The following is a 25,465-nucleotide window of genomic DNA, read 5'->3' as shown; positions in this document are numbered from 1 at the left end:
CAACCCCGCATAGGGTTGCGCCATGACTTGGGATATTTTTACAGCGCTTGTCGCCTTCGCCTTCATCACGGTGATCACACCGGGACCGAACAACCTGATGCTGATGGCCTCGGGGGCCAATTTCGGGTTCCGCCGCACCATTCCACACATGTTCGGAATCGCTTTGGGCATGCCGTTCATGGTGATCCTCGTGGGGATCGGCATCATGCAAGTCTTTGATGCTTGGCCGGCGACCTATACGGTTCTCAAAGTGCTCAGCGTCACCTACCTGCTTTATCTGGCTTGGAAAATCGCCAATGCCGCTCCGCCCAAGACAGCACAGGAACAGGGTAAACCACTGTCGTTTTTACAGGCCGTGGCGTTCCAGTGGGTCAACCCGAAGGCCTGGACCATGGTGCTTTCGGCGGTCACGCTTTATGCCACCGGTCGCGATGTGTTCTCGGTTCTTCTGGTGGCGGTTGCCTATCTGGGGGTCTCCAGCATCAGCACCACCAGTTGGACGGTGCTGGGCCAACAAATGCGCCGCTTTCTGAACAGCCCGACGCGGCTACGGATATTCAACGGCGTCATGGCGCTGCTTCTGGTGGCCACCCTGATCCCCGTGTTATGGCCCGTGGGATCCTAACGGAACCATAGTTCATGACTCTGACTTTGCTGCACACCGCTGAGGTGCATCGCACCACATTTGACACCCTGCGGGATCGGATCGCGCCGGATCAGGCCCTGACCCATCTGGTGCGGTCCGACTGGCTGGCGCGGGCGCAAACGGGGATTGATGATGCTTTGAAGGCCGAGATCACCGACACGATCAAAGCCGCCAACGGCCCGGTAATCTGCACCTGCACCACGCTGGGTCCGGTGGCGACCGCGTTCGGGGCCACCCGGATTGACCAGCCGATGATGGCCAGGGCGGCGCGCATCGGCGGGCCGATTGTGATGGCCTATTGCGTTGACAGCACCTATGGGCCCAGCCTTGATTTATTGGAGGGCGAGCTGAAAGCAGCAGGGCGCAAAGAAGTGGTGCATCCACTGCCCATGCGCGCCCTTTGGCCGCTGTTCCAGGCTGACATGCACGAGGCGTTCCACATCGCCATTGCCGGTGAAATCCGGCAGGTGGTGGCACAGATGGGCAGCGTCGGTTGCGTGGTGCTGGCACAGGCGTCGATGGTCGGGGCCGCGGCCCTTTTGGCCGATCTGGACGTTCCGGTGCTGGCCTCGCCGGAATTGGCCCTTCGTGCTGCGCTCGGCTGAGTTAAGATTGCAAACCCGCGCACAACGCGCCATATATCCAAGCGGTATGAAACGGAGCGGAGCATGACCCATTATCTCGACTTCGAGAAACCTTTGGCCGAAATCGAAGGCAAGGCCGAAGAATTGCGGGCGATGGCGCGCACCAATGAAGAGATGGATGTCGAGGACGAGGCCGGCGCGCTGGATCGCAAGGCCGCAGATCTTCTTAAGGACCTCTACAAAGGGCTGACCCCCTGGCGCAAATGCCAGGTCGCGCGCCACCCCGAACGCCCGCATTGCAAAGACTACATTGAACAGTTGTTCACCGACTACACGCCGCTGGCAGGCGACCGGAACTTCGCCGATGACCTGTCTGTCATGGGTGGGTTGGCGCGTTTGAATGACCGCCCCGTGGTGGTGATCGGCCATGAAAAAGGCAACGATACCCAAAGCCGGATTGAGCGCAATTTCGGCATGGCCCGTCCCGAAGGCTATCGCAAGGCGATCCGCCTGATGGATCTGGCCGACCGGTTCAACCTGCCGGTGGTCACGTTGGTGGACACGCCCGGTGCCTATCCGGGCAAGGGCGCTGAAGAACGAGGCCAGTCCGAGGCGATTGCGCGCTCAACCGAGAAATGTCTGTCGATTGGCGTTCCCCTGGTCAGCGTGATCATCGGCGAAGGTGGGTCCGGCGGGGCCGTGGCCTTTGCCTCGGCCAACCGTGTCGCGATGCTGGAACACTCGGTCTATTCGGTGATCAGCCCCGAGGGTTGCGCGTCGATCCTTTGGAAGGATGCTGAGAAGATGCGCGAGGCCGCCGAGGCGCTGCGCCTGACTGCGCCGGACCTGATCCAGTTGGGCGTGGCGGATCACATCATCAACGAGCCCATGGGTGGGGCGCATCGCGATCCCGATATGGCCATCGCGGCCGTCGGCGAAGCGATCAGCGCGATGCTGGAAGATCTGGACGGCAAAAGCCGCAAGAAGCTGATCAAGGATCGTCGCGAGAAGTTTCTGAAAATGGGTGATCAGGGGCTGGCTGCCTGACAACTTAGACAAAGCTGGCTTTGTGGACGAAGCGGGCATCCCCGCGCGGACTCAAGGCCGCAGGCCGCAGCGTGATCGCCAGACCGCCCGCAAGGGCTGGAGATTTTGTAAGGCTTGGTACGATGCGGTGATCTTTTGCGGATTTGGCTGCCATAAAGTGCATCGCGGAACGGTTTGATCGCCATCCCGCGGTCTGGCCATCGCGCGGCTTAGGTCAATGACCGCAAGGACTCAAAGCGAACCTTCCTTACCGCACCAGCATCTTCAACCCCTGGGTGACGTCCGAGCGCACCGCTAGCCGCAATCCCGGCTCGTCCCCCGCTTTCAACGCGCCGATAATCAGGCGGTGATAGTGCGGCGGATCTTTGCGTTCTAACCTACCATATAGGGCGCGCATGGTAGGCCCAAGCTGTAGCCAGACCGTTTCTGCCATGGCCAGCATCGCCGGGGCCTGGGCGCGCAGGTAAAGCGCGCGGTGAAACTCCAGATTGCGCCCGATATAGCCCACGGCATCATGGCGGGCGATGTCCTCGGTGATCCGGGCATTGATGCTTTGCAACCGGTCAATCAAGGCGATATGCGCGCGGGGCAGGGCGCGGCTGGCCAGTTCCACCTCGATCAGGGATCGCAAGGCGGCCAGTTCCTCGATCCGTTCACTGGTCAACTCGGGGGTACTGACCCGCCCGGTGCTGGACAGGGTCAGGGCACCTTCCGCCGAGAGGCGTCGCACAGCCTCGCGCGCGGGCGTCATCGAGACGCCAAACTCAGCTGCCACGCCACGCAGGGTCAGGGCCTGACCGGGGGCAATCTCGCCATGCATGATCCGACCGCGCAAGCCCCGATAGACGGTATCATGGGCAGACGGTGACGGATCTGGGCGCATGGATAAAAGCATGGGCTCTTTGTGATCACAAAACGGCGCCACGTCAATCGTTGAAGCGATAGCGGTGCAGTGCGGCCCCATTCTGACGCAGCCATTGGCGCGGCGCGTGGTAGTTTGGATAGAGCCGTTCCACCACGGCCCAGAAGGCGGGCGAGTGGTTCATTTCCACCAGATGCGCCACTTCATGTGCGGCGACATAGTCCAACACCTCGGGCGGGGCCATGATCAGCCGCCAGGAATACATAAGCCCCTTTTGAGACGAGCAAGACCCCCAGCGGGACCGCGTATCGCGCAAGGTCAGGCGCGCATACGAGCGGCCAACCTGCGCGGCATAGTGATCCGACGCCGCCGCCAGCCGATCCCGCGCCCGCGTTTTCAACCAGGCTTGCACACGGGCCGGCAAGGTCTCGGCCCGGCCGGACACGATCAGTTGATCACCCTCGATGCGCAAACCCCGCCCGCTGCCGGCAACGATTCGCAAAACCTGCCCGTCCACTTCGATCTGCGCACCGATGCTTATCTGCACCTTATCCGGTTGACGGGTCAGTTGCGTGCGCAACCAGCCTTCTTTCTCGCTGGCGAAATTCAGGGCCTCACGTTCCTCCACGCCGCGCGGAATGGTCAGGGTCACCTTGCCGTCAACACCCGATACACGCAGCGAAATCCGCCGTGCCCGCGACGATTGGCGCAGGGTTATCTGCAAAGGGGGGTTGCCTGGAAGGACGTGTTGGCCCATATCGCCTCTGATCTGTGGTTCGTGTGCGGCCCTGAAAGCCTTTGACACCTCTGTGGCGTTATGGCAGGTGGCGCAGACCCACGGCAAGACATGAGATTTGAAAGGGAGTTCCCATGCCCAAGGAAGAATGGGGCGTAAAGCGCCTTTGCCCAACCACAGGCAAGCGGTTCTACGACCTCAACAAAGACCCGATCGTCAGCCCCTACACGGGTGAGGTCGTGGAGTTGAACACCGGCAAGAGCCGCACCATCACGGCGGATGCGGAAGATGCCGAGACCAAGAAGATGAAAGCCACGGATGTCGAGACTGACGGCGATGATGTGCTGGATGATGATGACGTCGATGTCGATCTGGGCGATGACGTTCTGGAAGATGACGACGACGACAATGTCTCGCTGGACGAGATTGCCGATGTCGCCGCGGATGACGATGACAACTGATACTGTCTAAGGCGGGATTTTCCACTTGATCCCGCCCGCCGCTTTGCCTAATGAGCGGCATCGGGCCTGATGGCCCATCGGTTTGGGGCCTTAGCTCAGCTGGGAGAGCGCTTGCATGGCATGCAAGAGGTCAGGGGTTCGATCCCCCTAGGCTCCACCATTTTTCCTGATCTTACGTGACACATAGTTTGCCCCTATGGCTAGCGCTTTGACCCTTATGGCCACATAGATTGCCTTTTTCAGGCAGAAGCCCTGACCCTTTCGGGTGAAACAGACCTTCGAACAGCATGCGGCGAAAGCTTGGACAGGGGCCCATATTGCAATCTTTCTGAACCACGGCGAAGGTCGGCGAAGTAGAAGTTAGAGTAGCTTGGGAGTTGTTTTGGCGATGAAAAATTTTGAGCAACTTCAAGAATTACTTGCTGACTGGTATGAAGTCCCTCAATCCGAACTAGGCGTTCCCGAAAGCACCGTTCCCGAGTGGCCGAACCCGATTTTGAGAGACTTTTACCGTCGCTTTGGTGCGCTAACACTGCGAAAATCTAATTTTGTACATCCGGATTCAAACAATTTGCCGCTTTCATGCCAAGATCACATTGTTCCGATTGATGAATTGAAGTCCAAAGATGGCTTCACAGTCTTCTGTCATGAAAATCAGGGTGTCTTTGTCGTTGCCGCCTGTGATGACCCTGCGGACACAATGACTTACGCCATGGGTGACGCCGTTCTTGAAGGTCGTGTTGAGGAGTGGACGGACGTCGGCGTGCCCTTGCAGGAATCCCTTGTCACCTGCGTTCTCCGCGAGACTATCATGAGCGTGGGCGACAGATATCGCCGCATTACACCGGACAGCTTGAAAAAGAATCGACGAGTAGCCGAAGTCGGTGAAACGGTAAGAAGCCGTTACATCTGGTCTGACGATCTCTGCACATTCCACTTGTCCGAAGATGTCTGGTTCATGGACTGGGACGGCATGGAATTTGCCGCTCGTCGTGGTTCATGGCGGCAAAAACCGTCCACATGGCAAGAACAGGTCTTCGAGAACGGCGGTGGTTGGTCTTCCGGCCCATCTAAGCCAACGATGATGCAGAAGGTCGAGCGCTTTCTAACTGGATTGCGTAAATGAAGCAGCCGTTGGTTGGTTTATAGCGAAAGGCGGCTGTGTCCCGCAAACCGGACCTCGATAACGACACTTTGAACGGCTGGTTTCGATGAAACCGCGCTCAGGGGTCAATCTATCTGTCAAAAAAGGTCAATCAGGTGCGTCATTCAGATTTTGGGTGACTACAAATCAATGGGTTAGCAGGTGCCCGAGGGTCAAACTATGTGGTACTCCACAGTGGCTAAAGTTTGCCCCTATGGCAGCGTTTTTCCTTGTTGACAGATAGGCTATCTTTTTCTGGCAAAGCTGCTTACCTGTCCAGATATCGTGGTCCACCGTGTAGATCGCGGAGACGGCGTTAGTCCCTAACAAAAAAGCCGATCGACCAGGGAGCCAGCCAGATCCTGCAGGACCAGTTCAGATGGGGAGGCTTATGCTGGTCCGACTACCGGGGGCCGCGTCGCCGCAGGAGGTAGATATCCATGATCCATCCGTTCCGGGTACGCGCCTCTGCCCGCGTTTTGAGGATCTCGTCTGATATCTGGTCCAACGCGCCGGACAAGCGGATTTCCTGTGGCATGCCAGCATAGGCAGACCACCAGATGTCAAACTCTCCGTCGGCCAGGGTTTGGAAGGCGCACCCACCGTCCAGCATGATGACGAGTGTGCTACAGCCCTCTGGCCAGCCCTTGTCGCGCAGCTGGCGGCCTGTGCTGATGGTCACTGGGCCACCGATCGTGTTGAGCGGGATGACGTGCCCTGCGGTCAGCGCTTGAATAGAGGTAACGCCTGGGATGACCTCGACCCGCAGTTCCATCTGCCCTTTCAGGCGCTCGGCAATGCGCAGCGTACTGTCATAGAGCGACGGATCTCCCCAGACGAGGAATCCAATCCGTCCTCCATTGGGCAACCCCGCCAATATCTCACGATGCCAGACTGCGGCGATGGCATCATGCCAGTCTTTGACCCGGTCATGGTAATCCGGGGTATCGGGATCGCGCACTGGCAGGTCAAACTCGGCAATCTGCGGTCCCTCCGGGCGCAGGACGTTTGCGCAAATCTGCCGACGTGCCTCGGCCAGGTCTTCTTTGTCTGCACCTTTGCGGGGGATCAGAATCAGATCGCACGCATTGAGTGCATCAACCGCCTGCAACGTCAGGTGCTGGGGGTTGCCAGTGCCGATACCAACCAGAGAAAGGAGATACATAGCAGGGTTCCGGAAACAAAAACGCGGCCCCCAAACCAGAGGCCGCGCTTGGATTTAAACAGGATCAGGCCGCCTGATGCAGCCGCGCATTGAACAATGCGCCGCCCGTCATCCCGCGGGCTGCCTTGGCTCCGGCCAGGACAGCGAGGTCCGCAATCGGCTCGATGATGATCACCAGCATATAGGCCGCCCCGAAGGTCAGAACCGATGTCATGGTCTCGGCACCCAAGCCTTGGCCGTAGAAGGCCCAGAACCCTACCCAGGCCACAACGCCGCCCTGATAGGCGGTCGAGAGCGCCAGAGCCTGGCTGTATTTCAGGTCCACGTATGCGGTGTTGGGCGCAATGATGCGATTGGCGATTTCACGCACCAGCCACAGCGGCACAAGAAGCGTAGTGACGTTGATGAAATATTGCGGCAGGTCGAACGGCGCGAACAGCAGACCTTGCGCCAACAGGCCCAGGGCCAGGCCAAACGCCGCCGGTGCGGCGCCCAGCAGCAGGAACAGGGTTGAGCCGAGGATGAAGTGGACTTCGCTAACGCCGACGGGATAGTGCGGCAGCACCTCGAAAAAGATGAAGGTCAGAGCGGTGGCAATCGCCGCGCGGCCTGCAAAGGCCAGCGCGCCGTTTTCGCGCACCATGTCAAAAGCGGCCTTGGCGGCAACACCACCTGCGGCGGCGGCTGTGGCATAAGAAAGCACGATTTTCGCGCCGTCTACGATTCCGGGTTCAATATGCATTTCACTGTCTCCTTGCCGTCTTCCCCGACGGCTTTGGTTATGAAGATGGCCCAATTTGGACCGGTTTGGTGGGGCACATGCCCCTGACGGCAGGTCTCCTGACTTTGCGGGTCGCTGCTTGCCGCGCCTTCCCGGGCTTGGACGCCCAGTGGCTTTGCGGGTCGCTCACCGCTTACAGTTGCGGGGGCAGTCACGGATTTGGCGCCTGATGGCTAAACCGCACCGTGTTCCCTTTTACCCCGGACGCTTTGCGCCGTTTTGGGGACCGTCAATAATTGCGTGTCACGTGAAGGCTTGGTCTGTCAATCCTTCTCAGTTGCCAAGGGGCCATAAAGTATCAGGGCCGGCGCGGTTGAGGCCGTATCAACCGTCACCTCCGACAGGCTGTGCACCGAATGCCGGGTCAGGCGTTGGGCCGGAGTTGAGACCGATTCTGCCAACAAGGCGGGGGTCTCGCCCGGCAGGCCTGCTGCGATCAGCTTGCTGGCCAGGGCGGCAAAGGTGCGCCGTCCCATGTAAACGACCGTCGTGGCAAGCGGATCGGCCAGGGCGGCCATGTTCAGATCTTCAGGCAGCATCCCAGCGACATCGTGGCCCGTGATGAACTGAACGCGCCGCGCCGTCAGGCGGCGGGTCAGGGGGATCGAGGCTGCCGCCGCTGCTGCCGAGGCCGCCGTAACGCCGGGGACGATTTCGAACGGGATATCGGCTTGCGACAGGGCGTCCACCTCTTCCTCAAGACGTCCAAAAATGCCCGCATCGCCGGATTTCAGGCGCACAACCCGCGCGCCCGTTTCGGCATGTTCCACCAACAGCCGGCTGACATGATCCTGCTTGGGCGAGGCGCGCCCCGCGCGTTTGCCCACCCCGATCAGGTCGGCCTCGGGGGGCACATGCGACAAGATCGGCCCCGAGGACAGATCGTCAAATAACACCACATCGGCAGATTGAAGGCGATCAACGGCTTTGACCGTCAACAGCTCGGGATCGCCCGGCCCGGACGATACGAATGACACAAACCCGCTCACGACGCGCCTGCGATCAGATGAAAGAAGGTGCCCGTGGCATGGCCGCGCCGTGATCCGGTTTCCGGCACTTCGGCCCCGTTGGCATCCACCACCGTGGCCAGCGGCGCATCGGGTTGCGCCAGGATGGTGGTATAGTGAAACTCGTGCCCGCGCAGCCCGGCCCCCATCGCCATCCCCGGCATCGGCGCTTTCAGCGTCACGCGCCGGTATCCCAGATGCATCTTGCGCTTCTCAAAGCTGGTCTCAAGCCCCAACAGGCCCGCCATCCGGTGCCGTGTCCCGGATTTGTCGATCAACCCGTCGCCCATGGCCATATAGCCCCCGCATTCGCCATGCACGGGGCGCGTTTCGGCAAAGTTCTGCAATCCACTGCGGAATGCCTCGGCGGCGGACAGAACACCCGCGTGCAGTTCAGGATAGCCGCCGGGCAGCCAGCAGATATCGGCGCTGTCATCCGGGGCCTCATCGGCTAGCGGCGAAAATGGCAGGATCTCGGCCCCTGCCGCGCGCCAGCTGTCCAGCAGGTGAGGATAGACAAAGGAAAACGCCGCATCCCGTGCCAGCGCAATGCGTTGCCCGGGGGGTGGCGGCATTTGCGAGGCCCCGCTCGGCGGTGTCGTTGCGCCAGCGGCGGCCAGCACGGCGTCCAGATCGAGATGTTCGGTGATGAAATCGCCCGCCGCATCCAGAAGCCGCATAAGCTCGGGCTGTTCCTCGGCCTGCACCAGCCCCAAATGCCGTTCGGGCAGTTCCACGGAACCCTGCCGGGGCAGGGCACCCAGAACCGGGACACCGACGGCCTCCATCCCGAGGCTCAGCAGCATTTTGTGACGCGGGCTGGCCACTTTGTTCAACACCACACCGGCCAGTTTCACGTCGGGCCGCATCGTCTTGAACCCCAGCGCTGTGGCTGCGGCCGATTGCGCCTGTCCCGAAACATCCAGCATCAGGATCACGGGCCAGCCGGTCATCGCCGAGATGTCGGCGCTGGCCCCAGACCCCGTCTCGCCCGGCTGCGCGACCCCGTCGAACAACCCCATGGACCCTTCCGCCAGGGCAAGATCGGCCCCCTCTGCCGCACCGACAAGCGCGCCCAGCATGCCCGGCCCCATCGCCCAGCTGTCCAGGTTGAAAGATGCGCGTCCAGCGGCGGCGCGGTGAAAGCCGGGGTCGATATAATCAGGTCCGCTTTTGAACGGCTGGACGGACATGCCACGCTTGGCCAGCGCGTTCAGCAGCCCCAGCATCAAGGTCGTCTTGCCGGTGCCTGAAGCAGGGGCAGATATCATCAATCCGTTTGGCAGGCTCATGTGGTTTCCTCCGGAAAACGGGGTTGGGTGCCGACAGGGCGGAAGCGCCGGTCATAATCCCCGGCGTAAAGGCAGCTTTCGTCAAATTCCTGCGCGCCCAGGGCAGAGCCCACAAGGATCAGGGCGGTGCGCCCGCGCTCGCCCCCTGTGGCTTCGATCACGGTGCCCAAGGTGGCGTGGATGATCTTCTGATCCGGCCATGTGGCGCGCCAGATCACGGCCACCGGGCAGTCCGCCCCGTATTTGGGCGTTAGCCGGGCCACCACATCGTCCAGCACATGCGCAGACAGGTGGATTGCCAATGTCGCCCCCGTGGCGGCGAAGTTTTCCAGCGTTTCATCTTCCGGCATGGACGAGGCGCGTCCCGAGGTTCGCGTCAGAACCAACGATTGCGCCACGCCCGGCAGGGTCAGCTCGGCCCCCAACGCCGCCGCCGAGGCGGCAAAGGCGGGTACGCCCGGGGTGACGTCATAGGGAATGTCCAGCGCACGAAGGCGGCGCAGTTGTTCGCCCATGGCCGACCAGACCGACAGATCACCGGAATGCAGCCGTGCGATGTCATGCCCCGCGTTATGGGCGGTTTCGATCTCGGCGATGATCTCATCCAGTGACAGCGGTGCAGTGTTCACGATTTTCGCGCCTTCAGGGCAATGCTGTAACAGGGCGTCAGGAACCAGCGATCCGGCATAAAGACAGACCGGGCAGGTGGCGATCAAATCGCGCCCCCGAAGGGTAATAAGATCGGCCGCCCCCGGGCCTGCGCCGATAAAGTGAACGGTCATGGGGTATGTCCTTCTGCAATGGCCGCCGTGGCAAGCCCGTTGGGGCAGCTGACACGCGGCACAATCACCTCTGCGCCGGGGCCGGCGGCCACCAATGCGGCGGCCTCGGCCAATGATCCGGTGGCAAACCGGTTTTGGATACGCTCGGATTGTGTGGGGGTGGTGACATGCGCGATCTGCGCCTCATCAACGGCGATCAGGGGCAGGTTCAACTGATCTGCCAAGTCGGCCAGCGGGCCGGTGGCTTTGGCCGCGACACTGGCCAGCGCGTCTGCGGTCTGGCCAGTCTGTTCCAGCGCGGCCAGCAGGTCACTCACCTTCGCGGTGCTGCGATATCCGAAGCCCGCCACGATCATCGGGTGACACTCCACTGCAGTTGCGAGCGCGCCGCCTGCCATCCCGACATGCGCCCCAGGGGGCTGGCCTGTGCCAGATCCACCTTGATCAATTCACCGCCCTTTTCCCCGTGCCAACGGGTCAACAAAGCCTGACTTTCCAGTGTCACGGCATTGGCCACAACCCGTGTGCCGTGGGGCAGGATCGTCCAAAGGGTGTCCAGCAGCGCCTCGTCTGCACCTCCGCCCAGAAATACCGCGTCAGGGGGGGACAGCCCGTCCAACGCCGCCGGGGCCGACCCATTCAGAACCTCGATACGGCTGCCCAGGCCAAAGCGGCGGGCGTTTTCGGTGATGTTTGCACACCGATCTGCGCGCGGTTCAATCGCCACGCTCGTCGCGCCGCGCGCGGCCAACGCCCATTCCACCGAGACCGAGCCTGAGCCTGCCCCGATATCCCACAAATGCTGACCCGCCTGCGGGGCCAAAGCGGCCAGTGTCAGCGCGCGCATCGCCCCCTTGGTAATCTGGCCATCATGGGCAAAGATATCTTCGCTGCGTCCGGGTGTTTGCGACAGGCCCGCACCGCCTGCCAGTGTGACAGCGGCCATCACAGGCGCCGCAACATCGCTCAGATCGAAATCAGCAGCGGTGGTGCGACGCAGCTTTTCGCGCGACCCGCCCAAGGCTTCCATCACGGTGACTTCGCTGGCCCCGAACCCTTGCTGGGCCAGCCATTCGGCCAGCAACGCAGGCGCCTCTCCGTCCCGCAGTGTGCACAGCAGCCGCTGATCCTTGGCCAATAGCGGCACCAACTGCTCAAACGGCGCGGCATGCAGCGCCAGCGAGGTGACCTCTTCCAACCGCCACCCCATCCGGGATGCCGCCAGTGACCAGCAGGACGGGGCCGGAAAACAGCGCCACTCGCCCGGTTGCAGATGCGCCGCCAAGGTGCCGCCAACGCCATGCTGAAACGGATCGCCCGAGGCCAGAACCACCACCTTCTTGCCCCGCGCGGCCAGAACTGGCTTGATCGAAAAGGGCACATCCCACGGGCGCCCCTTGCCCCCGATCTCGGCCAGGGCCAGATGCCGCGCGCCACCAAAGACGATCTCGGCCTCATCCATCGCGAAACGGCTTGCATCCGAAAGCCCGGACAGGCCATCCTCGCCGATACCAATCAGGGTCAACCACGCAGACGCGAAAGGATCAGACATGCCGCGCATCCTTGTTCTGGGTGGCACAAGCGAAGCCTCGGCCCTGGCCCGCGCACTGGCCAAACGCGGTGATGACGTGGTGTTTTCTTATGCCGGGCGCACAGCCGCGCCGGTGGATCAACCCCTGCCCACCCGCGTCGGTGGCTTTGGCGGGGCCTCGGGGCTGGCCGCTTTCTTGCAGGAGGGCGGGTTTACCCATGTGATCGACGCCACCCATCCCTTTGCCTCGGGTATGAGCCACAATGCCGTGGCTGCCTGTGCCGAGGCAGACGTACCGCTGGCCGCGTTCGAACGCCCGCCCTGGCAGGCCGAGCCCGGGGATGACTGGCACCACGTGCCGGATTTGGCCGGCGCGATTGCGGCTTTGCCCGATGCGCCGTCCCGTGTGTTTCTGGCCATTGGCAAACAGACCCTGGATGGGTTTGCCGCGCGCGCCCAACATCACTACCTTCTGCGCCTCGTGGATCCGCCCGACGGGCCGCTGCCTTTGCCTAATGCCAAGGCGGTGATCGCCCGTGGTCCGTTTGACGTGGACGGGGATCGCGCCCTGCTTCTGGCCCATAAGACTGATCTGATCGTCGCCAAGAATTCCGGTGGCACCGGGGCCGCGGCCAAGCTGCAGGCCGCCCGCGATCTGGGCCTGCCTGTGATCCTGATCGAGCGGCCCCATGTGCCGCCCCGCACGGTTCTGGCGCGGCTTGAGGATGTGCTGGACTGGCTCGATCATACCGCCCGCCTTGGCGTGTAGATATGGGTGCCCACGCGTTTTGTGTCGGGATTTCCCACAATCACCACGGTGCGCATATCGGCCATCTCGGGCGTGGCCTCGCCCAATGTGACGGTGGTCAGGCGCTCATCGGGTTTGGTGACATTCCGTGCAAAGGAAATCAGGCGTTCAGGCCCGCATTCCTGCCGCAGAATATTCAGGGCTTCGGTAAACTGATGGGGCCGCGAGGTCGAGCGTGGATTGTAAAACGCCATGGCAAAGCCGGCTTGCGAGGCCAGCCTTAGACGATGTTCGATCAGGGACCATGGCTTGAGATTGTCACTCAGGTTGATGGCGCAGAAATCATGCCCCAGCGGCGCACCCAGCCGCGCGGCGGCGGCCAGCATCGCGGTGATGCCCGGCAGAATACGGATATCAAGGCTCAGCCAATCGGCAGGCCCGGCCTCTAACGCCTCAAACAGGGCCGAGGCCATGGCGAAAACCCCCGGATCACCGGATGACACCACCACAACGCGGCGGCCTTCGGCGGCCATCTCCAGCGCATGGGTCGCACGGTCCAGCTCCACCCGGTTGTCGCTTTCATGCAGGGTCAGACCGGGACGGGGCGTGATACGGCGCACATAAGGAATATAGCCCACCACGTCACTGGCCTCGGCCAGTGCTGCGCGCACCTCGTCGGTGATCATCCCGTCATCGCCGGGACCAAGGCCCGCCACCTGTACCCAGCCGGTCATGGGCGGCGCCCTTGTCCATGCACCAGAACGATCGAGAAATAGGGCACCTTCTCGGGCGCATCGGTCAGCTTTTGTACGCTTTGTCCCGCCATCGTGCCGCGCTCGACCAGCCAGGCATCGTCGATCCGGCCCGCGCAGCTGAGCGCACGTTTCAACTTGTCGAGGTTGCGCCCGATTTTCATCACCACCAGCGCGTCTGTATTTGCGGCCCGCGCGGCAAGCTCGTCCTCGGGCAGGGTGGCCATGGCCACGGTCATTACATCATCGCCCCAGGTGATCGGCTGGCCGGTTGCCGTCCAACACCCCGACATGCCGGTGATGCCGGGTACTACCTCAACCTCGGCACGGCCCTGCAGGCGCGTATGTAAATGCATGAAAGAGCCAAAGAAAAACGGATCGCCCTCACAAAGCACGATGACCTCTTCACGTTCTGCCAGTTTGGTCAGGCGATCTGCCCAGTCATCGTAAAAAGCAGCCAGCAGGTGGTTGTATTCCGGGTCGCTGAACGGGATTTCCGTGGTGACGGGATACTCCATCGCGTGTTCAATCGCATCCGGCGACAGGATGCCTTCGACCGTCGTGCGCGCGCGACCCGGGCGGCCTTTCTTGCGGAAATACGCCACGTGATGGGCCCGCATGATCAGGCGATGCGCCTTCACGCTCATCAAATCCGGGTCGCCGGGGCCAAGCCCGACACAGATCACCTTGCCCATTCTCATTCTTTCCAGCTTGCCAGCGCGTTGACCGCGGCGACGGTGATGGCCGACCCGCCAAGACGGCCTTTGACGATCATCGAAGGCACTGGCAGGTCCTGCATCAGCGCCTCTTTGGATTCCATGGCCCCCACAAACCCCACCGGACAGCCGATAATGGCTGCGGGGCGGGGGCAGGCGGGGTCTTCTAACATATTAAGCAGATGAAACAGCGCCGTTGGCGCATTGCCAATGGCCACAACCGCCCCGTCCAGATGCGGACGCCACAGCTCGAGCGCGGCGGCAGAGCGGGTGTTGGACATCTCCTTGGCCATCTCGGGCACGCGCGGATCGCGCAGTGAGCAGATCACCTCGTTCCCGGCGGGCAGGCGCGGGCGGGTGATGCCCTCGGACACCATATAAGCGTCACACAATATAGGCGCGCCCTTGGCCAAAGCGCTGCGGGCAGTTTCGGCCATGCCCGGCGAAAAGCGCACATGGGCTTCCAACCCCACCATGCCCGCGGCATGAATCATGCGCACCACGACGCTTTCTTCATCCTTGGAAAAGCGGGTCAGATCGGCCTCGGCCCGGATGGTTGCAAAGCTTTCGGCATAGATCGCCGCGCCATTGGTTTCGTAGGTATGAGGCATTCAAAGCTCTCCGCTTACAAGGTCATCGGGGCCAAGGCCCCGGCGTGCGGGCGTATCCGACGCCCGGCCATTTCGGATCAGGTCAAACCGCCCCTCGGCGGTGGCCGTCAGGGTGACAGGACTGGCCGCCGGATGGGCGCAGCCCTTGGCACAGCCCGAGATATGCAGCCGCTGGCGCACATGCGGGGCCAGCGCGCGGGCGATATCCCGGGTGCTGGATAGCCCCTGATGACATCCCGGCGCGCCGGTACAGACGCTGATCTTAAGGCGCGCATCCGTAGGGTCGATGATCAGATCGGGCAGATCGGGCAGGCGGTCTTGCCCCTCGACCAGCAGCATGCGCCAGGGTGTCACGCGGATCGCGCCCAGCTTACCCAGCCTGGCCAACGTTCCCGCCTGCATCTGCCCGAATTCAAGCGCGATCAGCGCGCCCGTCTCGGTCAGGCCCGGCTTGGGCGTTCGATCGGATTGTGTCAGCGTTCTGGGCTGATCCCCCGCTTCGGGCGTACCCACGCGGTCAATGTGATCGGCCATCCGGCCACGCCTGTCGGTGATCCCGCCTGTGCGGACAAACCAATGGGCCAGTGACAGGGCCACTGTGGCCGCCGTCTCGCTCGTGACAGCCACGCCATGCTCGGCCCCGTCGGCACGACAGATCAAACCGTCGGTACCGCGTTCGATGCGGATATCGGACGAGACATCGTTCAGCAGGGGGGCGGGTCCGCAATCCACCGCAAAGCCGAACTTGCCGGGCAGATCGGGAGCATCCTCGTTCGCCAGCGCCTCGGTCAGTGCCTGCGCGATCTGATGCGTGTCGTCCCCTTCGCGCCAGAACGGTTGGATCACCAGATTGCGACGGCTCTCTGCCGCGATATCATGGTCAATCAGCCCGAGATTCCGCAGGCCGTCGATCAAGGCAGGATGGCCTGCCTCCTCCACACCGCGCAGCTGCAGATTGGCACGGGCCGAGAGGTCAATCACACCGCTGCCAAACCGCATCGACAGATCCGCAACGCCGCGCGCCTGCTCCTGCGTCAGCCGCCCCATCGGGGCGCGCACCCGCACAACCAGCCCGTCGCCCGACATCATCGGACGCAGCGCCCCGGGGCACCAGCCATAGACGCGTGGCGCGCTCATGACAGGGCCTCAAGGCTGGCGGCGATGGAATTGCGCCGCGTGCTCCACAGGCCCGCTTGCTGCAGCGCCTCGAACCGGGCGCGCATGGCCTCAAGCGCCTGCGGATTGGCCTCTTCCATAAAGGCGGTCAGGTCGTCACGGCCCAAAGTGGCCTCGAAATAAAGGTCAAACAGATGCGCAGGCACCGCCTCGGCCAGATGGGCAAAGGCGGCCATGTGATCCAGCGTGGCGGCGATCTCGGCGGCCCCGCGAAAACCATGCTGCATCATACCAGTGGCCCAATCGGGATTGGCGGCGCGCGCACGGGTGACGCGGGCGATTTCCTCGCTCAGTGTGCGGGCGCGGGGCATGTCGGGGTGGGTGGCGTCCAAATGATAGAGCGCTGGGGCAGCTTGGCCGAGACGCGCCATGGCGGCGGCAAACCCGGCCTCATGCGCGGCGTAATCCGACGCCATCAGCAGATCGGTTTCCGGCAGGTCCTGCAGGTGCACAAAACTGTCAGCGGTGGACAGCCTGTCCTCCAGCGCGGCGCGGGCCGGGCGGATGTCGCCCTGCGCATCAATCGCGTGAGAGGATGCGGCTAGCCAGGCCTCACCCGCCGCCGCGCGCGCCTCGTCCGAGTAATCGTCAAGCATGGCGCCCATACCCAGACCATACTGCCCCGGGCGCGGACCAAACACGCGGGGTGTCACGGCTTTATAGGGGTTATCCTCGGTCGTCTCGTCCCGCTCGGCCAGCCGTGCTGCGGCGGTTTCAAACAGCTGCGCCAGCCCGGGGAACACATCGCGGAACAGGCCTGACACCCGCAGGGTCACGTCGATCCGGGGCCGGTTCAGCATGGCCAGCGGCAGGATATCAAACCCGCTCACCCGTTCCGATCCCTCATCCCAGCGCGGCTCAAGCCCGGCCAGATGCAGGGCCATGGCAAATTCCTCGCCCGCCGTGCGCATGGTGGCCGAGCCCCAGAGATCGACCACCAGCCCCTTGGGCCAGTCGCCATTGTCCTGCAGGTGCTTGCGCAGCAATTCCTCGGCCAGCTTTACCCCCTGCGCATGGGCCGCACGGGACGGCACCGCGCGCGGATCGGTGGTGAAAAGGTTGCGTCCCGTGGGCAGCACGTCAGAGCGCCCACGATAGGGAGACCCGGACGGGCCGGGATCGACGAACCGCCCGCCCAGGGCCGCGCGCAACCCGCCCAGTTCCTGATCGCCATACTCGCCGCTGCCGAAGGTGTGCAGCCCCTCGCCATACTGGCTTTCCTTGATATCACAGACAAAGCGGTCGATGCGGGTGATGGCCTCGGCGGCTGAGGCCTCTTTCGGCAGGCCGAGATCGGCCTCGACCCCGCGCCCCTGCGCCTCCTCCCGGATTTGACCGATCAGCCGGTCGCGCCGCGCCGGGTCCAGCCCGTCCGCGGTGGAGTATTCATCCAGCAACGCCTCCAACCGGCCCAAGCCTTCGGGCAGTTTGGTCTGAGCCAGGGGTGGGGGCAGGTGACCCAGAGTAACTGCGCCAATGCGGCGTTTGGCCTGTGCGGCCTCGCCGGGATCGTTAACGATGAAGGGATAGATCACCGGCATCGGCCCGATCAGCACTTCGGGCCAACACGCTTCGGACAGGGCGACGGATTTGCCCGGCAACCATTCCAGCGTGCCATGGGCACCCACGTGGATCAACGCATCAGCCTGCTGCGCCATCCAAAGGTAGAAGGCCACATAACCATGGCGCGGGGTGCGGGAGAGATCGTGATAATCATCATCCCGCGCGGCAATATCGCCGCGTTCGGGCTGCAAGGCGATCAGGGCCTTGCCCGTTTTCAGCGCCGGGAAGTGGAACGCGCCCTCATAGGCCATGGAATCGGCCTCGGGATCACCCCAGATTTTGGTCAGCTCGTCCTGCAATCTTTGGGGCAGGGTGGACAGGGCCGCACGGTAATCCTCAATCGGCCAGCTGAGCGTCTCGCTGGCCAGCCGTTGTTCAATCCTGCCGGGATCGGGGATGTCATAGCCATCCGCCGCAAGGGCCTGTGTCAGGTCAGTGACCGAGGCCAGCGCATCCATGCCTACCGCATGGGCCAACTGATAACCCTTGCCGGGATAGGTTGATAGCATCACGGCGATGCGTTTGTCGGAGTTTTCAAGGGCAGACAGACGGTGCCACGCCGTCACGCGATCTGCCACCGCCTCGATCCGGCCCTCCTCCGCACGGTGCGAAAAGCGGCTGTATTGTAGGTCTTTGTCTTGTTTGCTGGGCTGTTTGAAGCTGGTGATGCCTGCGAAAATGCGACCATCCACCTCGGGCAGGACCACATGCATGGCCAGATCGGCAGGCGACAGCCCGCGTTCGGCCTCTTTCCAGTCCCGCTTGCGCGCAGTGGAGAGTGATACCTGAAACACCGGGCATCCGGCGGCATTGAGGGGCGAGGGCGCGCCATCTGCGCCTTGAGCGGAAAAGGCGGTGGCGTTGACGATGGCCGCAGGGGCCAGCTGTGCCACCCATTCCTTCACCCAAGGGGCGGATGGTCCTTTCAGGCTGGCGGCAAACAGCCCCACAGCGTCAAAGCCGCGCGCTTCAAGCGCCTCGATCAACCGGTCTATCGGATCGGTATCCGCCGCCGTCAGATAGGTGCGGTAGAATGTAACCAATGCCAAAGGTCTGTCGGTTTTCTGAGGGGCAGGGACCACCCCTTTGTCCGGCAGGTAAAACCCCGTGTCCGGTACGTGTTTTGACCCCGGCACCGGCCCGGCATAAAGCCCCACGGCCAGCGCAAGTTGCGCCAAGGCGGCCTGCGCGGCCACGGCGCCGCCCGCCTCGCACAGATGTTGCAACCGGCGCAGGGTCGAGATGGGCAAGGTCGACAGCTCGTCTAGGCGCGGATCATCGCGCCCATCTGCAGGCACAACCGCCAATGCAATTCCCTGCCGCCGTGCCATATCCTGCAGCACGGCCAGTCCATAGGGCCAATAGCTTTCCCCACCGATCAGCCGGACAAGAACCGCCTTGGCACCGGACAGGGTCTGTTCGGCATAGGTGTCCACTGACAGCGGATGTTTCAGCGCCACCAGATTGGCCAGTCTCAGACTGGGCAAGGTCCCGTTGGCGCGATGCCATCCTGCCGCGAAAGCCCCAAGGTCACTGTCCGAGAACGACAACACCACCAGATCGGCCGGGGTTTGGCCGAGGTCCATCGGCGTGTCGCTCTGGTCAAGACCATGGCTTTCGCGAAAGACGACATGCATCGCGTGTCAGCCTTCCAGAACGGCGCGGATCGCGGCGGGATCAATATGATCATGCTCGGCAATCACAACCAGTTGGGTGCGGCGCGGGTCATCGCCCCAGGGGCGGTCAAACTGGCTGCGTAGGCGTTCGCTGACGGCCTGAACCAGCAGGCGCATGGGTTTGCCTGTCACCGCGACATAGCCCTTGACGCGCAGGATGTTCTGTTCGCGCGCTAGGCGCACAATCGCGGCTTCCAGAGCGGCCACATCCGAAACCTCGCCCATCTCGATCACGACACTGTCGAAATCGTCATGTTCGTGATCGTCATGTCCGTCGTGATGGCTGGGCCGCGCGTCCAGATCATCCTCGGCCGCGGCCCCAAGCCCCAGCACCACGCGCGGATCAATCACCCCGTCGGTCATCGGCAGGATCGGCAGGGTGCGCGGGGTTTCCGCCTCGATCACCTTGCGGGCGGCATCTAGGCCATCCTCCCCGGCCAGATCGGCCTTAGAGAGCAGAACGATATCGGCACAGGCTACCTGATCCTCGAACACTTCGGACAGGGGTGTTTCGTGATCAAGGCTGTCGTCGGCCTCACGCTGGGCCTGCACGGCGTCGAGATCGGGGGCGAACTGCCCATTCGCCACCGCCTCGGCATCGGCCAGGGCAATCACGCCATCCACAGTGATGCGCGAGCGGATCGCGGGCCAGTCAAACGCCTTGAGCAACGGTTTGGGCAGGGCCAGACCCGAGGTCTCGATCAGGATATGATCGGGGGTTTCCGGCAGCGCCATCAATTGTTCGATGGTTGGGATGAAATCATCGGCCACCGTGCAGCAGATGCAGCCATTGGCCAGCTCGACGATGTTTTCCGCTGGGCAGTTTTCATCGGCACAGGTTTTCAGGATGTCGCCATCCACACCGGCCGTGCCAAATTCATTCACCAGAACCGCCAGACGTTTGCCTTGGGGGTTTTGCATCAGGTGGCGGATCAACGTGGTTTTCCCGGCCCCAAGAAAGCCGGTCACAACGGTCACAGGGATTTTAGCAAGATCAGTCAACGAGTGGCTCCTTCGGGGGAATACGGGCAATGGATTGTTTGCGGAAGACTTCGGGGCGTTCGCGCCAGGGGACGATGCCGTCTTTGGTGGTGGAATAGGCGGTGATCCCCTCAAGGATCTGGGGCACATGCAGATCCGGGTCCATGTCACCATAGATATAGGTCCAGCGGGCCGGGCCGCCCTCGATCACCATGGAACACCCGCGTGAGCAGGCCGAGAGGCACTCAACCTCGCGGATGGAGACACCCTCGGGCAGACCGGCCTTGGTCACGGCCGCGTGCAGGCGCGCACCCGGGCGGGTGCCCTTGGCATCCGGGTCCATTCCGGCCCGGCAGGTGGTGCAGATGGTGACGGTGACCTCGGCCATGGTGCTTCTTTCTCTGCTTTGGCGAGAAGGGGAAAGGCCAGCAAGGGATGCACGTGCGCCGGGCGATCCAATAGCCGGTCGCGAAACACCCCGCTCGCCCGTTACGTCCGACGCTGGCAGGTCTCCCGGCTTGCGGATATCAGGCCAAAGGCCCGGCGGTTTTCCCACCTTCCCAGCCTGTTCTGGCCAGTGGTTGGGTCACCTTCCCGATCACGGTCGCGGGGGCGGCTGCGTTTCGGCCCTGACCCATAACAGGTCGCACAGGCGTATCGCATTCCCTCTTCGTCTGTCCTAGAACAGAAACCAGCGCGTATTTGTCCTGCGGCATTCCGCCCTCCCTTGTCAAGCAAAGGAAACGTCATGTCCAAGATCGACCCCGAAGAAGAGGCACGGCATCGGGCGAAAATGGCCAAGAAGAAGGCTGCACGCGACAAGATGATGGCCCGTACGACGGATGAGAAGGGGTTGATCATCGTCCACACCGGCCCGGGCAAGGGCAAAAGCAGCGCCGGTTTCGGCATGATTCTCAGGTGCATCGCCCATGACATGCCCTGTGCTGTCGTGCAATTCATCAAGGGAAGTTGGCAGACCGGAGAGCGCATGATTCTCGAAGATCACTTTGCGCATCTGTGTCAGTTTCATGCCATGGGCGAAGGGTTCACTTGGGAAACCCAGAACAAGTCCCGCGACATTGCCGCAGCCGAGGCGGGGTGGGAAAAGGCCAAGTCTCTGATTCTGGACGACACCGTGCGTATGGTGCTGCTGGATGAGATCAACATCGCATTGCGTTATGACTACCTGGATATCGATGAGATCGTGCGCTTTCTGCGCGATAAGAAACCCGAGATGACTCATGTGGTGCTGACCGGGCGCAACGCCAAGCCCGAGCTTATCGAAATTGCCGATCTGGTGAGCGAGATAAAGTCGCTCAAGCATCCGTTTCGCGATGGGATCAAGGCACAACAAGGCGTTGAGTTCTAGCACTGCCTGGTCATGTAACGCGACACTTTCCGATCCTGGAACCCGGTGGAAAGCGCGAGCAAAGTCATTCAGTGTTTGCCGGGCTTCAGATGCCGGGGTTTAGGTGATCCCTTCAGCACTCCCTGAAAACCGGCGTGAAGGCATAGAGAGAGGGCACGGCAAATGCGTCGATCACATTGGCCACCATTGCAATCGCCCACAACAGCGCCACGCATCCCACGAGGGGCCAGTTCGGGGCGCGGATGACCGGCACCGCAGTGGTGATCGCGTTCCCGGTAAAAGGCGCAACGATTCGTCCAGCAGCATCGCAAACCCGACTTATACAGACGTGCCGGCCCGCCCGCATGGATGCGCCCTTCATGTCCGGAAGGACAAAGCAGTGTCCGTATCCACTGACACCCTCATTGGACGAGAGCATGCTGGCATGATGCGATCTCTGACGCTGTTTTGACGCATCAGATTGTGGTTGAAGCGAGGCTTAAATCCCGCTAGCTGGAACCTACCTCGGGGTGCGTCGTCATCGGCGCTGAGATGCTTCTTTTGCGAACCCGTTGAACCTGAACCGGCTAGAACCGGCGGAGGGAAGGGTAGAGTTTCTCATCGTCCTTACCCTCTCGCCGCAATGGAGGATGATATGAAACGTCTACTGATTGCTGCGGGAATTCTGAGTGCCACATCTGCGACTGCTGCCGATGTGCCAGAACTGACCGTTTACACTTATGATAGTTTTGTCGCGGACTGGGGTCCCGGCCCGCAAGTGGAAGAGGCCTTTGAGGCGATCTGCGAGTGTGATCTGAAGCTTGTCGGCATCGAGGATGGCGCGGCCCTGTTGTCGCGCATCCGCCTTGAGGGTGAGAATTCGGATGCCGATGTTGTGTTGGGTCTGGACACCAACCTGATAGAGGCGGCCAAGGACACAGGGCTGTTCGCACCGCATTCCGTCAGCGCCGAGTATACCATGCCGGTCGACTGGAATGACGACACATTCGTTCCTTTCGACTGGGGCTATTTCGCGTTTATTCACAACGCCGATGCCGCTGTCCCTTCGAACTTTCGCGATCTGGCGGCAAGTGACACCAAAATCCTAATCCAGGACCCACGCTCGTCAACGCCGGGGCTTGGATTGCTGTTGTGGGTCAAGGCGGCCTATGGCGACGAAGCGCCGGCCATCTGGGCCGAGTTGTCCGACAATATCGTGACCGTGACCAAAGGCTGGTCCGAGGCTTATGGCCTTTTCCTTGAGGGCGAGGCTGACATGGTCCTCAGCTACACAACATCACCCGCCTATCACCTGATCGCCGAGGAAGATGCCAGCAAAGCTGCCGCCGCCTTTGACGAAGGTCATTACATGCAGGTCGAGGTGGCCGCGAAACTGGCAGGCTCGGATGTGCCCGACCTTGCCGACGCGTTTTTGGCCTTCATGGTCACCGAACCTTTCCAACAGATCATCCCGACCACCAACTGGATGTATCCTGCTGTGACCCCGGCGGCAGGTTTGCCTGACGGCTTCGACACGCTGCACACCCCTGAGACATCCCTTCTGTTGACGCCGAGTGAAGCAGCTGCGGCACGGGACGAAGCGCTGGCCGAATGGCTCGACGCGCTCAGCCAGTAAACCCAATTCCCGGGATCGGCGCGGCGGCTTTGGTGGCCGCGCTGATCGTCGGGACATTGGCCGCTGTGGCCCTGCGCGCCGAAACGGGGCGGGGGTTTGTTGCCGCCGACTGGGCTGCGCTGCGCTTTACCCTGACCCAGGCCATCCTCTCGGCGGTGATCAGCACGGGCCTTGCCATCCCCGTGGCCCGCGCGCTGGCCCGGCGCCGGTTTCGCGGCAGACGGGCGCTGATCGCGTTGCTTGGCGCGCCGTTCATTCTTCCGGTGATCGTGGCGATCCTTGGCCTGTTGCAGGTTTTTGGTCGGTCCGGTTGGATTTCGGACGCCCTCGGGGTTTTTGGCCTGCCCCCGATCAGTATTTATGGCCTGCATGGCGTCGTGATCGCGCATGTGTTTTTCAACCTGCCACTGGCCACACGGCTGGTGCTGCAAGGTTGGCAAGAAATTCCAGCCGAGCGGTTTCGCCTGGCCGAACAGTTGGGCTGCCGCGGGTCTGCCCTGTTCCGCCTGATTGAAGCGCCGATGTTGCTGCGCATTCTGCCCGGCATTCTGGCCGTGATCTTTGCCATTTGCCTGACCAGCTTTGCGGTGGCGCTGACCTTGGGCGGTGGCCCTCGTGCCACCACTATTGAGCTGGCGATCTATCAGGCTTTCACCTTTGATTTTGACCTCGGGCGCGCAGCCCTTCTATCGGCTGTCCAATTGGTTCTAACCGCTGCCGCGGCTGCCGCAGCGTTAAAGCTTTCGCGCGGTGAAGGTTTTGGCGCAGGGCTGGACCGGTCCATACGCCGCTGGAACACAGGCTCGTCGCTGATCGACACGGTCTGGATTGTGTTGGCGACCGGTTTTCTTCTGTTGCCGCTGATCTCGGTGATCACCTCCGGTCTTGCCGGAATCATGGACGTACCAGTGGAGGTGCTGCGCGCCGCCCTTGTGTCGATTGCGGTATCATCCGCCAGTACGCTTGTCATGCTGGTATTGGCCTTGCCGATGGCGGTCTCCGTTGCGGCAGGGCGACACGGATGGGTCGAGCTTTGTGGCATCCTGGGTCTGGCGGCGTCGCCATTGGTCATCGGGACCGGCCTGTTTATCATGATCAGACCGCTGGGTGATCCAACGGCGCTGGCGCTGCCGGTCACTGCGGTGGTGAATGTGGTTTTTGCGCTGCCTTTTGCGCTGCGGATTCTGATCCCGGTGGCACGCGATGTGGTGGCGCAGCATGGTCGCCTTGCTCTGGCCGTCGGAATGTCGCCGCGCGTCTTTTTCATTCGCGTCATGCTGCCCCGGATGCGACCGCAGATTGGTTTTGCCGCCGGGCTGACCGCAGCCCTCTCCATGGGGGATTTGGGGGTGATCACCTTGTTTGCAGATGCCGATATCGCCACATTGCCCTTGCAAATCTTCCGGTTGATGGGGGCTTATCAAATGCAGGCTGCTTCTGGCGGGGCCCTGTTGTTACTGATGTTGTCGATGGGGGCATTCTGGATACTGGATCGCGGGGGGCGCTGGCATGCTGAAACTTGAACACTGCATCATCAAGAACAACGAGTTCACGCTGCGCGCCGAGTTTGGCATCGACGCTGGCACTAAGACAGCCGTGATCGGGCCATCCGGCGCCGGGAAATCGACCCTGCTTGAGGCGATTGCCGGGTTTCGCGATTTTGCGGAGGGCAGGGTGTTTTGGAAGGATCAGGACCTGACGGAGCTCGCCCCGGGCAAACGCCCGGTGTCGATGTTATTTCAGGACGGCAACCTGTTTCCCCATCTGACCGCTGCCGAAAACATCGCCCTTGGTCTGCAACCCAACAAGCGGCTGTCTGACGCGGAAAGAGCGCAGGTTCAGTCGGCTTTGGGCCGCGTTGGGCTGTCCGAGATGGCTGCGCGCAAACCATCGGAGCTATCCGGCGGCCAGCAAAGTCGGGTCGCCTTGGCCCGCGTTCTGGTGCAAAAGCGCGACTTGCTGCTGTTGGATGAACCCTTTGCGGCGCTTGGTCCCGCGCTGAAGGCTGAAATGCTTGATCTTGTTGCCGATCTGGTGGCTGAAACCGGAACCACCCTGTTGATGGTCAGCCACGATCCGGAGGACGCCCGCCGCATCGCCGAGCAGGTTGTTTTGGTTGCCGATCAGGTGGCAGCGCAGCCTGTCCCGACATCAAGCCTGTTCGAAAATCCACCAGTCGCCTTGCGCGATTATCTTGTGCAGTCGCACCCCTGAGAACCA

Annotated in this window: 27 protein-coding genes, 1 tRNA gene and 3 riboswitches; of the genes, 11 read left to right on the top strand and 17 right to left on the bottom strand. The window is 62.2% G+C overall.

What is annotated here, in order from left to right; translation table 11 throughout:
• Positions 1 to 22: 22 nt before the first annotated feature.
• The 3 genes from V6N02_RS11255 to V6N02_RS11245 all read left to right on the top strand — a co-directional run bounded on the left by V6N02_RS11255 (position 23) and on the right by V6N02_RS11245 (position 2,277).
• Positions 23 to 625: a LysE family translocator gene (locus V6N02_RS11255; protein ID WP_371225677.1), complete on the top strand. Its 603-nt coding sequence runs from the start codon at positions 23 to 25 to the stop codon at positions 623 to 625.
• A 14-nt stretch (positions 626 to 639) separates the two neighbouring features.
• Complete coding sequence (locus tag V6N02_RS11250; protein ID WP_371225676.1) at positions 640 to 1,251, top strand: hypothetical protein; 612 nt, start codon at positions 640 to 642, stop codon at positions 1,249 to 1,251.
• A 63-nt stretch (positions 1,252 to 1,314) separates the two neighbouring features.
• Positions 1,315 to 2,277 (top strand): acetyl-CoA carboxylase carboxyltransferase subunit alpha, encoded by a 963-nt coding sequence (locus V6N02_RS11245; protein ID WP_371225675.1) that lies wholly within the window; start codon positions 1,315 to 1,317, stop codon positions 2,275 to 2,277.
• A 247-nt stretch (positions 2,278 to 2,524) separates the two neighbouring features.
• Here V6N02_RS11245 and V6N02_RS11240 read toward each other — a convergent pair whose 3' ends face one another.
• Positions 2,525 to 3,172, bottom strand: a complete 648-nt coding sequence (locus V6N02_RS11240; RefSeq protein WP_371225674.1) for a GntR family transcriptional regulator — start codon at positions 3,170 to 3,172, stop codon at positions 2,525 to 2,527.
• A 31-nt stretch (positions 3,173 to 3,203) separates the two neighbouring features.
• Entirely contained in the window at positions 3,204 to 3,896 is a 693-nt protein-coding gene (locus V6N02_RS11235; protein ID WP_371225673.1) for a M48 family metallopeptidase, read from the bottom strand.
• Between the two features lie 113 nt (positions 3,897 to 4,009).
• On the opposite strand from V6N02_RS11235, the gene V6N02_RS11230 reads away from it, so the two are divergent.
• The 3 genes from V6N02_RS11230 (at position 4,010) to V6N02_RS11220 (ending at position 5,462) form a co-directional block, all read left to right on the top strand.
• Entirely contained in the window at positions 4,010 to 4,336 is a 327-nt protein-coding gene (locus V6N02_RS11230) for a TIGR02300 family protein (protein ID WP_371225672.1), read from the top strand.
• A gap of 84 nt (positions 4,337 to 4,420) precedes the next feature.
• Positions 4,421 to 4,496, top strand: a tRNA-Ala gene (locus V6N02_RS11225).
• A gap of 228 nt (positions 4,497 to 4,724) precedes the next feature.
• Complete coding sequence (locus tag V6N02_RS11220; protein WP_371225671.1) at positions 4,725 to 5,462, top strand: hypothetical protein; 738 nt, start codon at positions 4,725 to 4,727, stop codon at positions 5,460 to 5,462.
• Between the two features lie 421 nt (positions 5,463 to 5,883).
• Here V6N02_RS11220 and cobF read toward each other — a convergent pair whose 3' ends face one another.
• The 7 genes from cobF to cbiE form a co-directional block, all read right to left on the bottom strand.
• Positions 5,884 to 6,645 carry a precorrin-6A synthase (deacetylating) gene (gene cobF / locus V6N02_RS11215; protein ID WP_371225670.1) on the bottom strand — a complete coding sequence of 254 codons (762 nt, stop codon included), beginning with the start codon at positions 6,643 to 6,645 and terminating at the stop codon, positions 5,884 to 5,886.
• A 64-nt stretch (positions 6,646 to 6,709) separates the two neighbouring features.
• The gene (locus tag V6N02_RS11210) at positions 6,710 to 7,387 is read right to left on the bottom strand and encodes an energy-coupling factor ABC transporter permease (RefSeq protein ID WP_371225669.1); all 678 of its coding nucleotides are present in this window, start codon (positions 7,385 to 7,387) and stop codon (positions 6,710 to 6,712) included.
• Positions 7,388 to 7,458: 71 nt separating this feature from the next.
• A riboswitch (cobalamin riboswitch) is annotated at positions 7,459 to 7,672 on the bottom strand.
• A gap of 17 nt (positions 7,673 to 7,689) precedes the next feature.
• The gene (gene cobA / locus V6N02_RS11205; protein ID WP_371225668.1) at positions 7,690 to 8,415 is read right to left on the bottom strand and encodes a uroporphyrinogen-III C-methyltransferase; all 726 of its coding nucleotides are present in this window, start codon (positions 8,413 to 8,415) and stop codon (positions 7,690 to 7,692) included.
• Positions 8,412 to 9,725 carry a cobyrinic acid a,c-diamide synthase CobB gene (locus tag V6N02_RS11200; protein WP_371225667.1) on the bottom strand — a complete coding sequence of 438 codons (1,314 nt, stop codon included), beginning with the start codon at positions 9,723 to 9,725 and terminating at the stop codon, positions 8,412 to 8,414. The genes cobA and V6N02_RS11200 overlap by 4 nt, the downstream gene beginning before the upstream one ends.
• Positions 9,722 to 10,507 carry a precorrin-4 C(11)-methyltransferase gene (gene cobM, locus V6N02_RS11195; protein ID WP_371225666.1) on the bottom strand — a complete coding sequence of 262 codons (786 nt, stop codon included), beginning with the start codon at positions 10,505 to 10,507 and terminating at the stop codon, positions 9,722 to 9,724. Before cobM ends, V6N02_RS11200 begins: the two co-directional genes overlap by 4 nt.
• Positions 10,504 to 10,863 carry a cobalamin biosynthesis protein gene (locus tag V6N02_RS11190; RefSeq protein WP_371225665.1) on the bottom strand — a complete coding sequence of 120 codons (360 nt, stop codon included), beginning with the start codon at positions 10,861 to 10,863 and terminating at the stop codon, positions 10,504 to 10,506. Before V6N02_RS11190 ends, cobM begins: the two co-directional genes overlap by 4 nt.
• Complete coding sequence (gene cbiE / locus V6N02_RS11185) at positions 10,860 to 12,059, bottom strand: precorrin-6y C5,15-methyltransferase (decarboxylating) subunit CbiE (protein ID WP_371225664.1); 1,200 nt, start codon at positions 12,057 to 12,059, stop codon at positions 10,860 to 10,862. Before cbiE ends, V6N02_RS11190 begins: the two co-directional genes overlap by 4 nt.
• Here cbiE and V6N02_RS11180 point away from each other — a divergent pair.
• On the top strand, positions 12,058 to 12,807 hold the full coding sequence (locus V6N02_RS11180) for a cobalt-precorrin-6A reductase (protein WP_371225663.1): 750 nt from the start codon (positions 12,058 to 12,060) through the stop codon (positions 12,805 to 12,807). The two genes, cbiE and V6N02_RS11180, sit on opposite strands and share 2 nt — an antisense overlap.
• Here V6N02_RS11180 and cobJ read toward each other — a convergent pair.
• The 7 genes from cobJ to V6N02_RS11145 are packed head-to-tail and all read right to left on the bottom strand — an operon-like array spanning position 12,783 to position 20,649.
• Positions 12,783 to 13,520 (bottom strand): precorrin-3B C(17)-methyltransferase, encoded by a 738-nt coding sequence (gene cobJ, locus V6N02_RS11175; protein WP_371225662.1) that lies wholly within the window; start codon positions 13,518 to 13,520, stop codon positions 12,783 to 12,785. The genes V6N02_RS11180 and cobJ overlap by 25 nt on opposite strands.
• Positions 13,517 to 14,233 (bottom strand): precorrin-2 C(20)-methyltransferase, encoded by a 717-nt coding sequence (locus tag V6N02_RS11170; RefSeq protein WP_371225845.1) that lies wholly within the window; start codon positions 14,231 to 14,233, stop codon positions 13,517 to 13,519. The genes cobJ and V6N02_RS11170 overlap by 4 nt, the downstream gene beginning before the upstream one ends.
• Before the next feature lie 2 nt (positions 14,234 to 14,235).
• Positions 14,236 to 14,865 (bottom strand): precorrin-8X methylmutase, encoded by a 630-nt coding sequence (locus V6N02_RS11165; protein WP_371225661.1) that lies wholly within the window; start codon positions 14,863 to 14,865, stop codon positions 14,236 to 14,238.
• Positions 14,866 to 16,002 carry a precorrin-3B synthase gene (gene cobG, locus V6N02_RS11160; protein ID WP_371225660.1) on the bottom strand — a complete coding sequence of 379 codons (1,137 nt, stop codon included), beginning with the start codon at positions 16,000 to 16,002 and terminating at the stop codon, positions 14,866 to 14,868.
• The gene (gene cobN / locus V6N02_RS11155; protein ID WP_371225659.1) at positions 15,999 to 19,241 is read right to left on the bottom strand and encodes a cobaltochelatase subunit CobN; all 3,243 of its coding nucleotides are present in this window, start codon (positions 19,239 to 19,241) and stop codon (positions 15,999 to 16,001) included. The genes cobG and cobN overlap by 4 nt, the downstream gene beginning before the upstream one ends.
• Before the next feature lie 6 nt (positions 19,242 to 19,247).
• Positions 19,248 to 20,282, bottom strand: coding sequence for a cobalamin biosynthesis protein CobW (gene cobW, locus V6N02_RS11150; protein WP_371225658.1), 1,035 nt, complete (start codon positions 20,280 to 20,282; stop codon positions 19,248 to 19,250).
• Positions 20,275 to 20,649, bottom strand: coding sequence for a DUF1636 family protein (locus tag V6N02_RS11145; RefSeq protein WP_371225657.1), 375 nt, complete (start codon positions 20,647 to 20,649; stop codon positions 20,275 to 20,277). The genes cobW and V6N02_RS11145 overlap by 8 nt, the downstream gene beginning before the upstream one ends.
• 98 nt (positions 20,650 to 20,747) lie before the next feature.
• Positions 20,748 to 20,972, bottom strand: a riboswitch (cobalamin riboswitch).
• A gap of 37 nt (positions 20,973 to 21,009) precedes the next feature.
• Between V6N02_RS11145 and cobO the strand changes: the two genes are divergently transcribed.
• A complete protein-coding gene (gene cobO, locus V6N02_RS11140; protein WP_371225656.1) occupies positions 21,010 to 21,630 on the top strand; it encodes a cob(I)yrinic acid a,c-diamide adenosyltransferase in 621 nt (206 codons plus the stop codon).
• A 112-nt stretch (positions 21,631 to 21,742) separates the two neighbouring features.
• Here the strand turns inward: cobO and V6N02_RS11135 are convergent, their stop codons facing one another.
• Positions 21,743 to 22,048, bottom strand: a complete 306-nt coding sequence (locus V6N02_RS11135; RefSeq protein ID WP_371225655.1) for a hypothetical protein — start codon at positions 22,046 to 22,048, stop codon at positions 21,743 to 21,745.
• A 77-nt stretch (positions 22,049 to 22,125) separates the two neighbouring features.
• Positions 22,126 to 22,232, top strand: a riboswitch (TPP riboswitch).
• Between the two features lie 32 nt (positions 22,233 to 22,264).
• Between V6N02_RS11135 and thiB the strand changes: the two genes are divergently transcribed.
• From thiB to V6N02_RS11120, 3 genes are read left to right on the top strand one after another with little or no spacing between them, the layout of a single operon-like run.
• Positions 22,265 to 23,245: a thiamine ABC transporter substrate binding subunit gene (gene thiB / locus V6N02_RS11130; protein WP_371225654.1), complete on the top strand. Its 981-nt coding sequence runs from the start codon at positions 22,265 to 22,267 to the stop codon at positions 23,243 to 23,245.
• The gene (locus V6N02_RS11125; protein WP_371225653.1) at positions 23,221 to 24,768 is read left to right on the top strand and encodes a thiamine/thiamine pyrophosphate ABC transporter permease ThiP; all 1,548 of its coding nucleotides are present in this window, start codon (positions 23,221 to 23,223) and stop codon (positions 24,766 to 24,768) included. Before thiB ends, V6N02_RS11125 begins: the two co-directional genes overlap by 25 nt.
• Positions 24,755 to 25,459, top strand: coding sequence for a thiamine ABC transporter ATP-binding protein (locus V6N02_RS11120; protein ID WP_371225652.1), 705 nt, complete (start codon positions 24,755 to 24,757; stop codon positions 25,457 to 25,459). Before V6N02_RS11125 ends, V6N02_RS11120 begins: the two co-directional genes overlap by 14 nt.
• The last annotated feature ends 6 nt before the right edge of the window (positions 25,460 to 25,465 follow it).

Origin of the sequence: Roseovarius conchicola (assembly GCF_041403425.1) — a bacterium.
GTDB lineage: Bacteria > Pseudomonadota > Alphaproteobacteria > Rhodobacterales > Rhodobacteraceae > Roseovarius > Roseovarius conchicola.
This window is presented reverse-complemented; position numbering and strand designations above follow the sequence as displayed.

Excerpts from the sequence above, each read along its gene's own strand:
- V6N02_RS11190 (WP_371225665.1), bottom strand. The coding sequence starts at position 10,863 with ATGATCGTGGCGGGCTTCGGATATCGCAGCACCGCGAAGGTGAGTGAC.
- V6N02_RS11120 (WP_371225652.1), top strand. The coding sequence starts at position 24,755 with ATGCTGAAACTTGAACACTGCATCATCAAGAACAACGAGTTCACGCTG.
- cobM (WP_371225666.1), bottom strand. The coding sequence starts at position 10,507 with ATGACCGTTCACTTTATCGGCGCAGGCCCGGGGGCGGCCGATCTTATT.
- V6N02_RS11220 (WP_371225671.1), top strand. The coding sequence starts at position 4,725 with ATGAAAAATTTTGAGCAACTTCAAGAATTACTTGCTGACTGGTATGAA.
- V6N02_RS11135 (WP_371225655.1), bottom strand. The coding sequence starts at position 22,048 with ATGCTCTCGTCCAATGAGGGTGTCAGTGGATACGGACACTGCTTTGTC.
- V6N02_RS11210 (WP_371225669.1), bottom strand. The coding sequence starts at position 7,387 with ATGCATATTGAACCCGGAATCGTAGACGGCGCGAAAATCGTGCTTTCT.
- V6N02_RS11145 (WP_371225657.1), bottom strand. The coding sequence starts at position 20,649 with ATGGCCGAGGTCACCGTCACCATCTGCACCACCTGCCGGGCCGGAATG.
- V6N02_RS11125 (WP_371225653.1), top strand. The coding sequence starts at position 23,221 with ATGGCTCGACGCGCTCAGCCAGTAAACCCAATTCCCGGGATCGGCGCG.
- V6N02_RS11165 (WP_371225661.1), bottom strand. The coding sequence starts at position 14,865 with ATGCCTCATACCTACGAAACCAATGGCGCGGCGATCTATGCCGAAAGC.
- V6N02_RS11180 (WP_371225663.1), top strand. The coding sequence starts at position 12,058 with ATGCCGCGCATCCTTGTTCTGGGTGGCACAAGCGAAGCCTCGGCCCTG.
- V6N02_RS11200 (WP_371225667.1), bottom strand. The coding sequence starts at position 9,725 with ATGAGCCTGCCAAACGGATTGATGATATCTGCCCCTGCTTCAGGCACC.
- V6N02_RS11245 (WP_371225675.1), top strand. The coding sequence starts at position 1,315 with ATGACCCATTATCTCGACTTCGAGAAACCTTTGGCCGAAATCGAAGGC.
- cobF (WP_371225670.1), bottom strand. The coding sequence starts at position 6,645 with ATGTATCTCCTTTCTCTGGTTGGTATCGGCACTGGCAACCCCCAGCAC.
- V6N02_RS11240 (WP_371225674.1), bottom strand. The coding sequence starts at position 3,172 with ATGCTTTTATCCATGCGCCCAGATCCGTCACCGTCTGCCCATGATACC.
- V6N02_RS11250 (WP_371225676.1), top strand. The coding sequence starts at position 640 with ATGACTCTGACTTTGCTGCACACCGCTGAGGTGCATCGCACCACATTT.
- cobN (WP_371225659.1), bottom strand. The coding sequence starts at position 19,241 with ATGCATGTCGTCTTTCGCGAAAGCCATGGTCTTGACCAGAGCGACACG.
- V6N02_RS11255 (WP_371225677.1), top strand. The coding sequence starts at position 23 with ATGACTTGGGATATTTTTACAGCGCTTGTCGCCTTCGCCTTCATCACG.
- V6N02_RS11230 (WP_371225672.1), top strand. The coding sequence starts at position 4,010 with ATGCCCAAGGAAGAATGGGGCGTAAAGCGCCTTTGCCCAACCACAGGC.
- thiB (WP_371225654.1), top strand. The coding sequence starts at position 22,265 with ATGAAACGTCTACTGATTGCTGCGGGAATTCTGAGTGCCACATCTGCG.
- V6N02_RS11170 (WP_371225845.1), bottom strand. The coding sequence starts at position 14,233 with ATGGGCAAGGTGATCTGTGTCGGGCTTGGCCCCGGCGACCCGGATTTG.
- cobO (WP_371225656.1), top strand. The coding sequence starts at position 21,010 with ATGTCCAAGATCGACCCCGAAGAAGAGGCACGGCATCGGGCGAAAATG.
- cbiE (WP_371225664.1), bottom strand. The coding sequence starts at position 12,059 with ATGTCTGATCCTTTCGCGTCTGCGTGGTTGACCCTGATTGGTATCGGC.
- V6N02_RS11235 (WP_371225673.1), bottom strand. The coding sequence starts at position 3,896 with ATGGGCCAACACGTCCTTCCAGGCAACCCCCCTTTGCAGATAACCCTG.
- cobG (WP_371225660.1), bottom strand. The coding sequence starts at position 16,002 with ATGAGCGCGCCACGCGTCTATGGCTGGTGCCCCGGGGCGCTGCGTCCG.
- cobJ (WP_371225662.1), bottom strand. The coding sequence starts at position 13,520 with ATGACCGGCTGGGTACAGGTGGCGGGCCTTGGTCCCGGCGATGACGGG.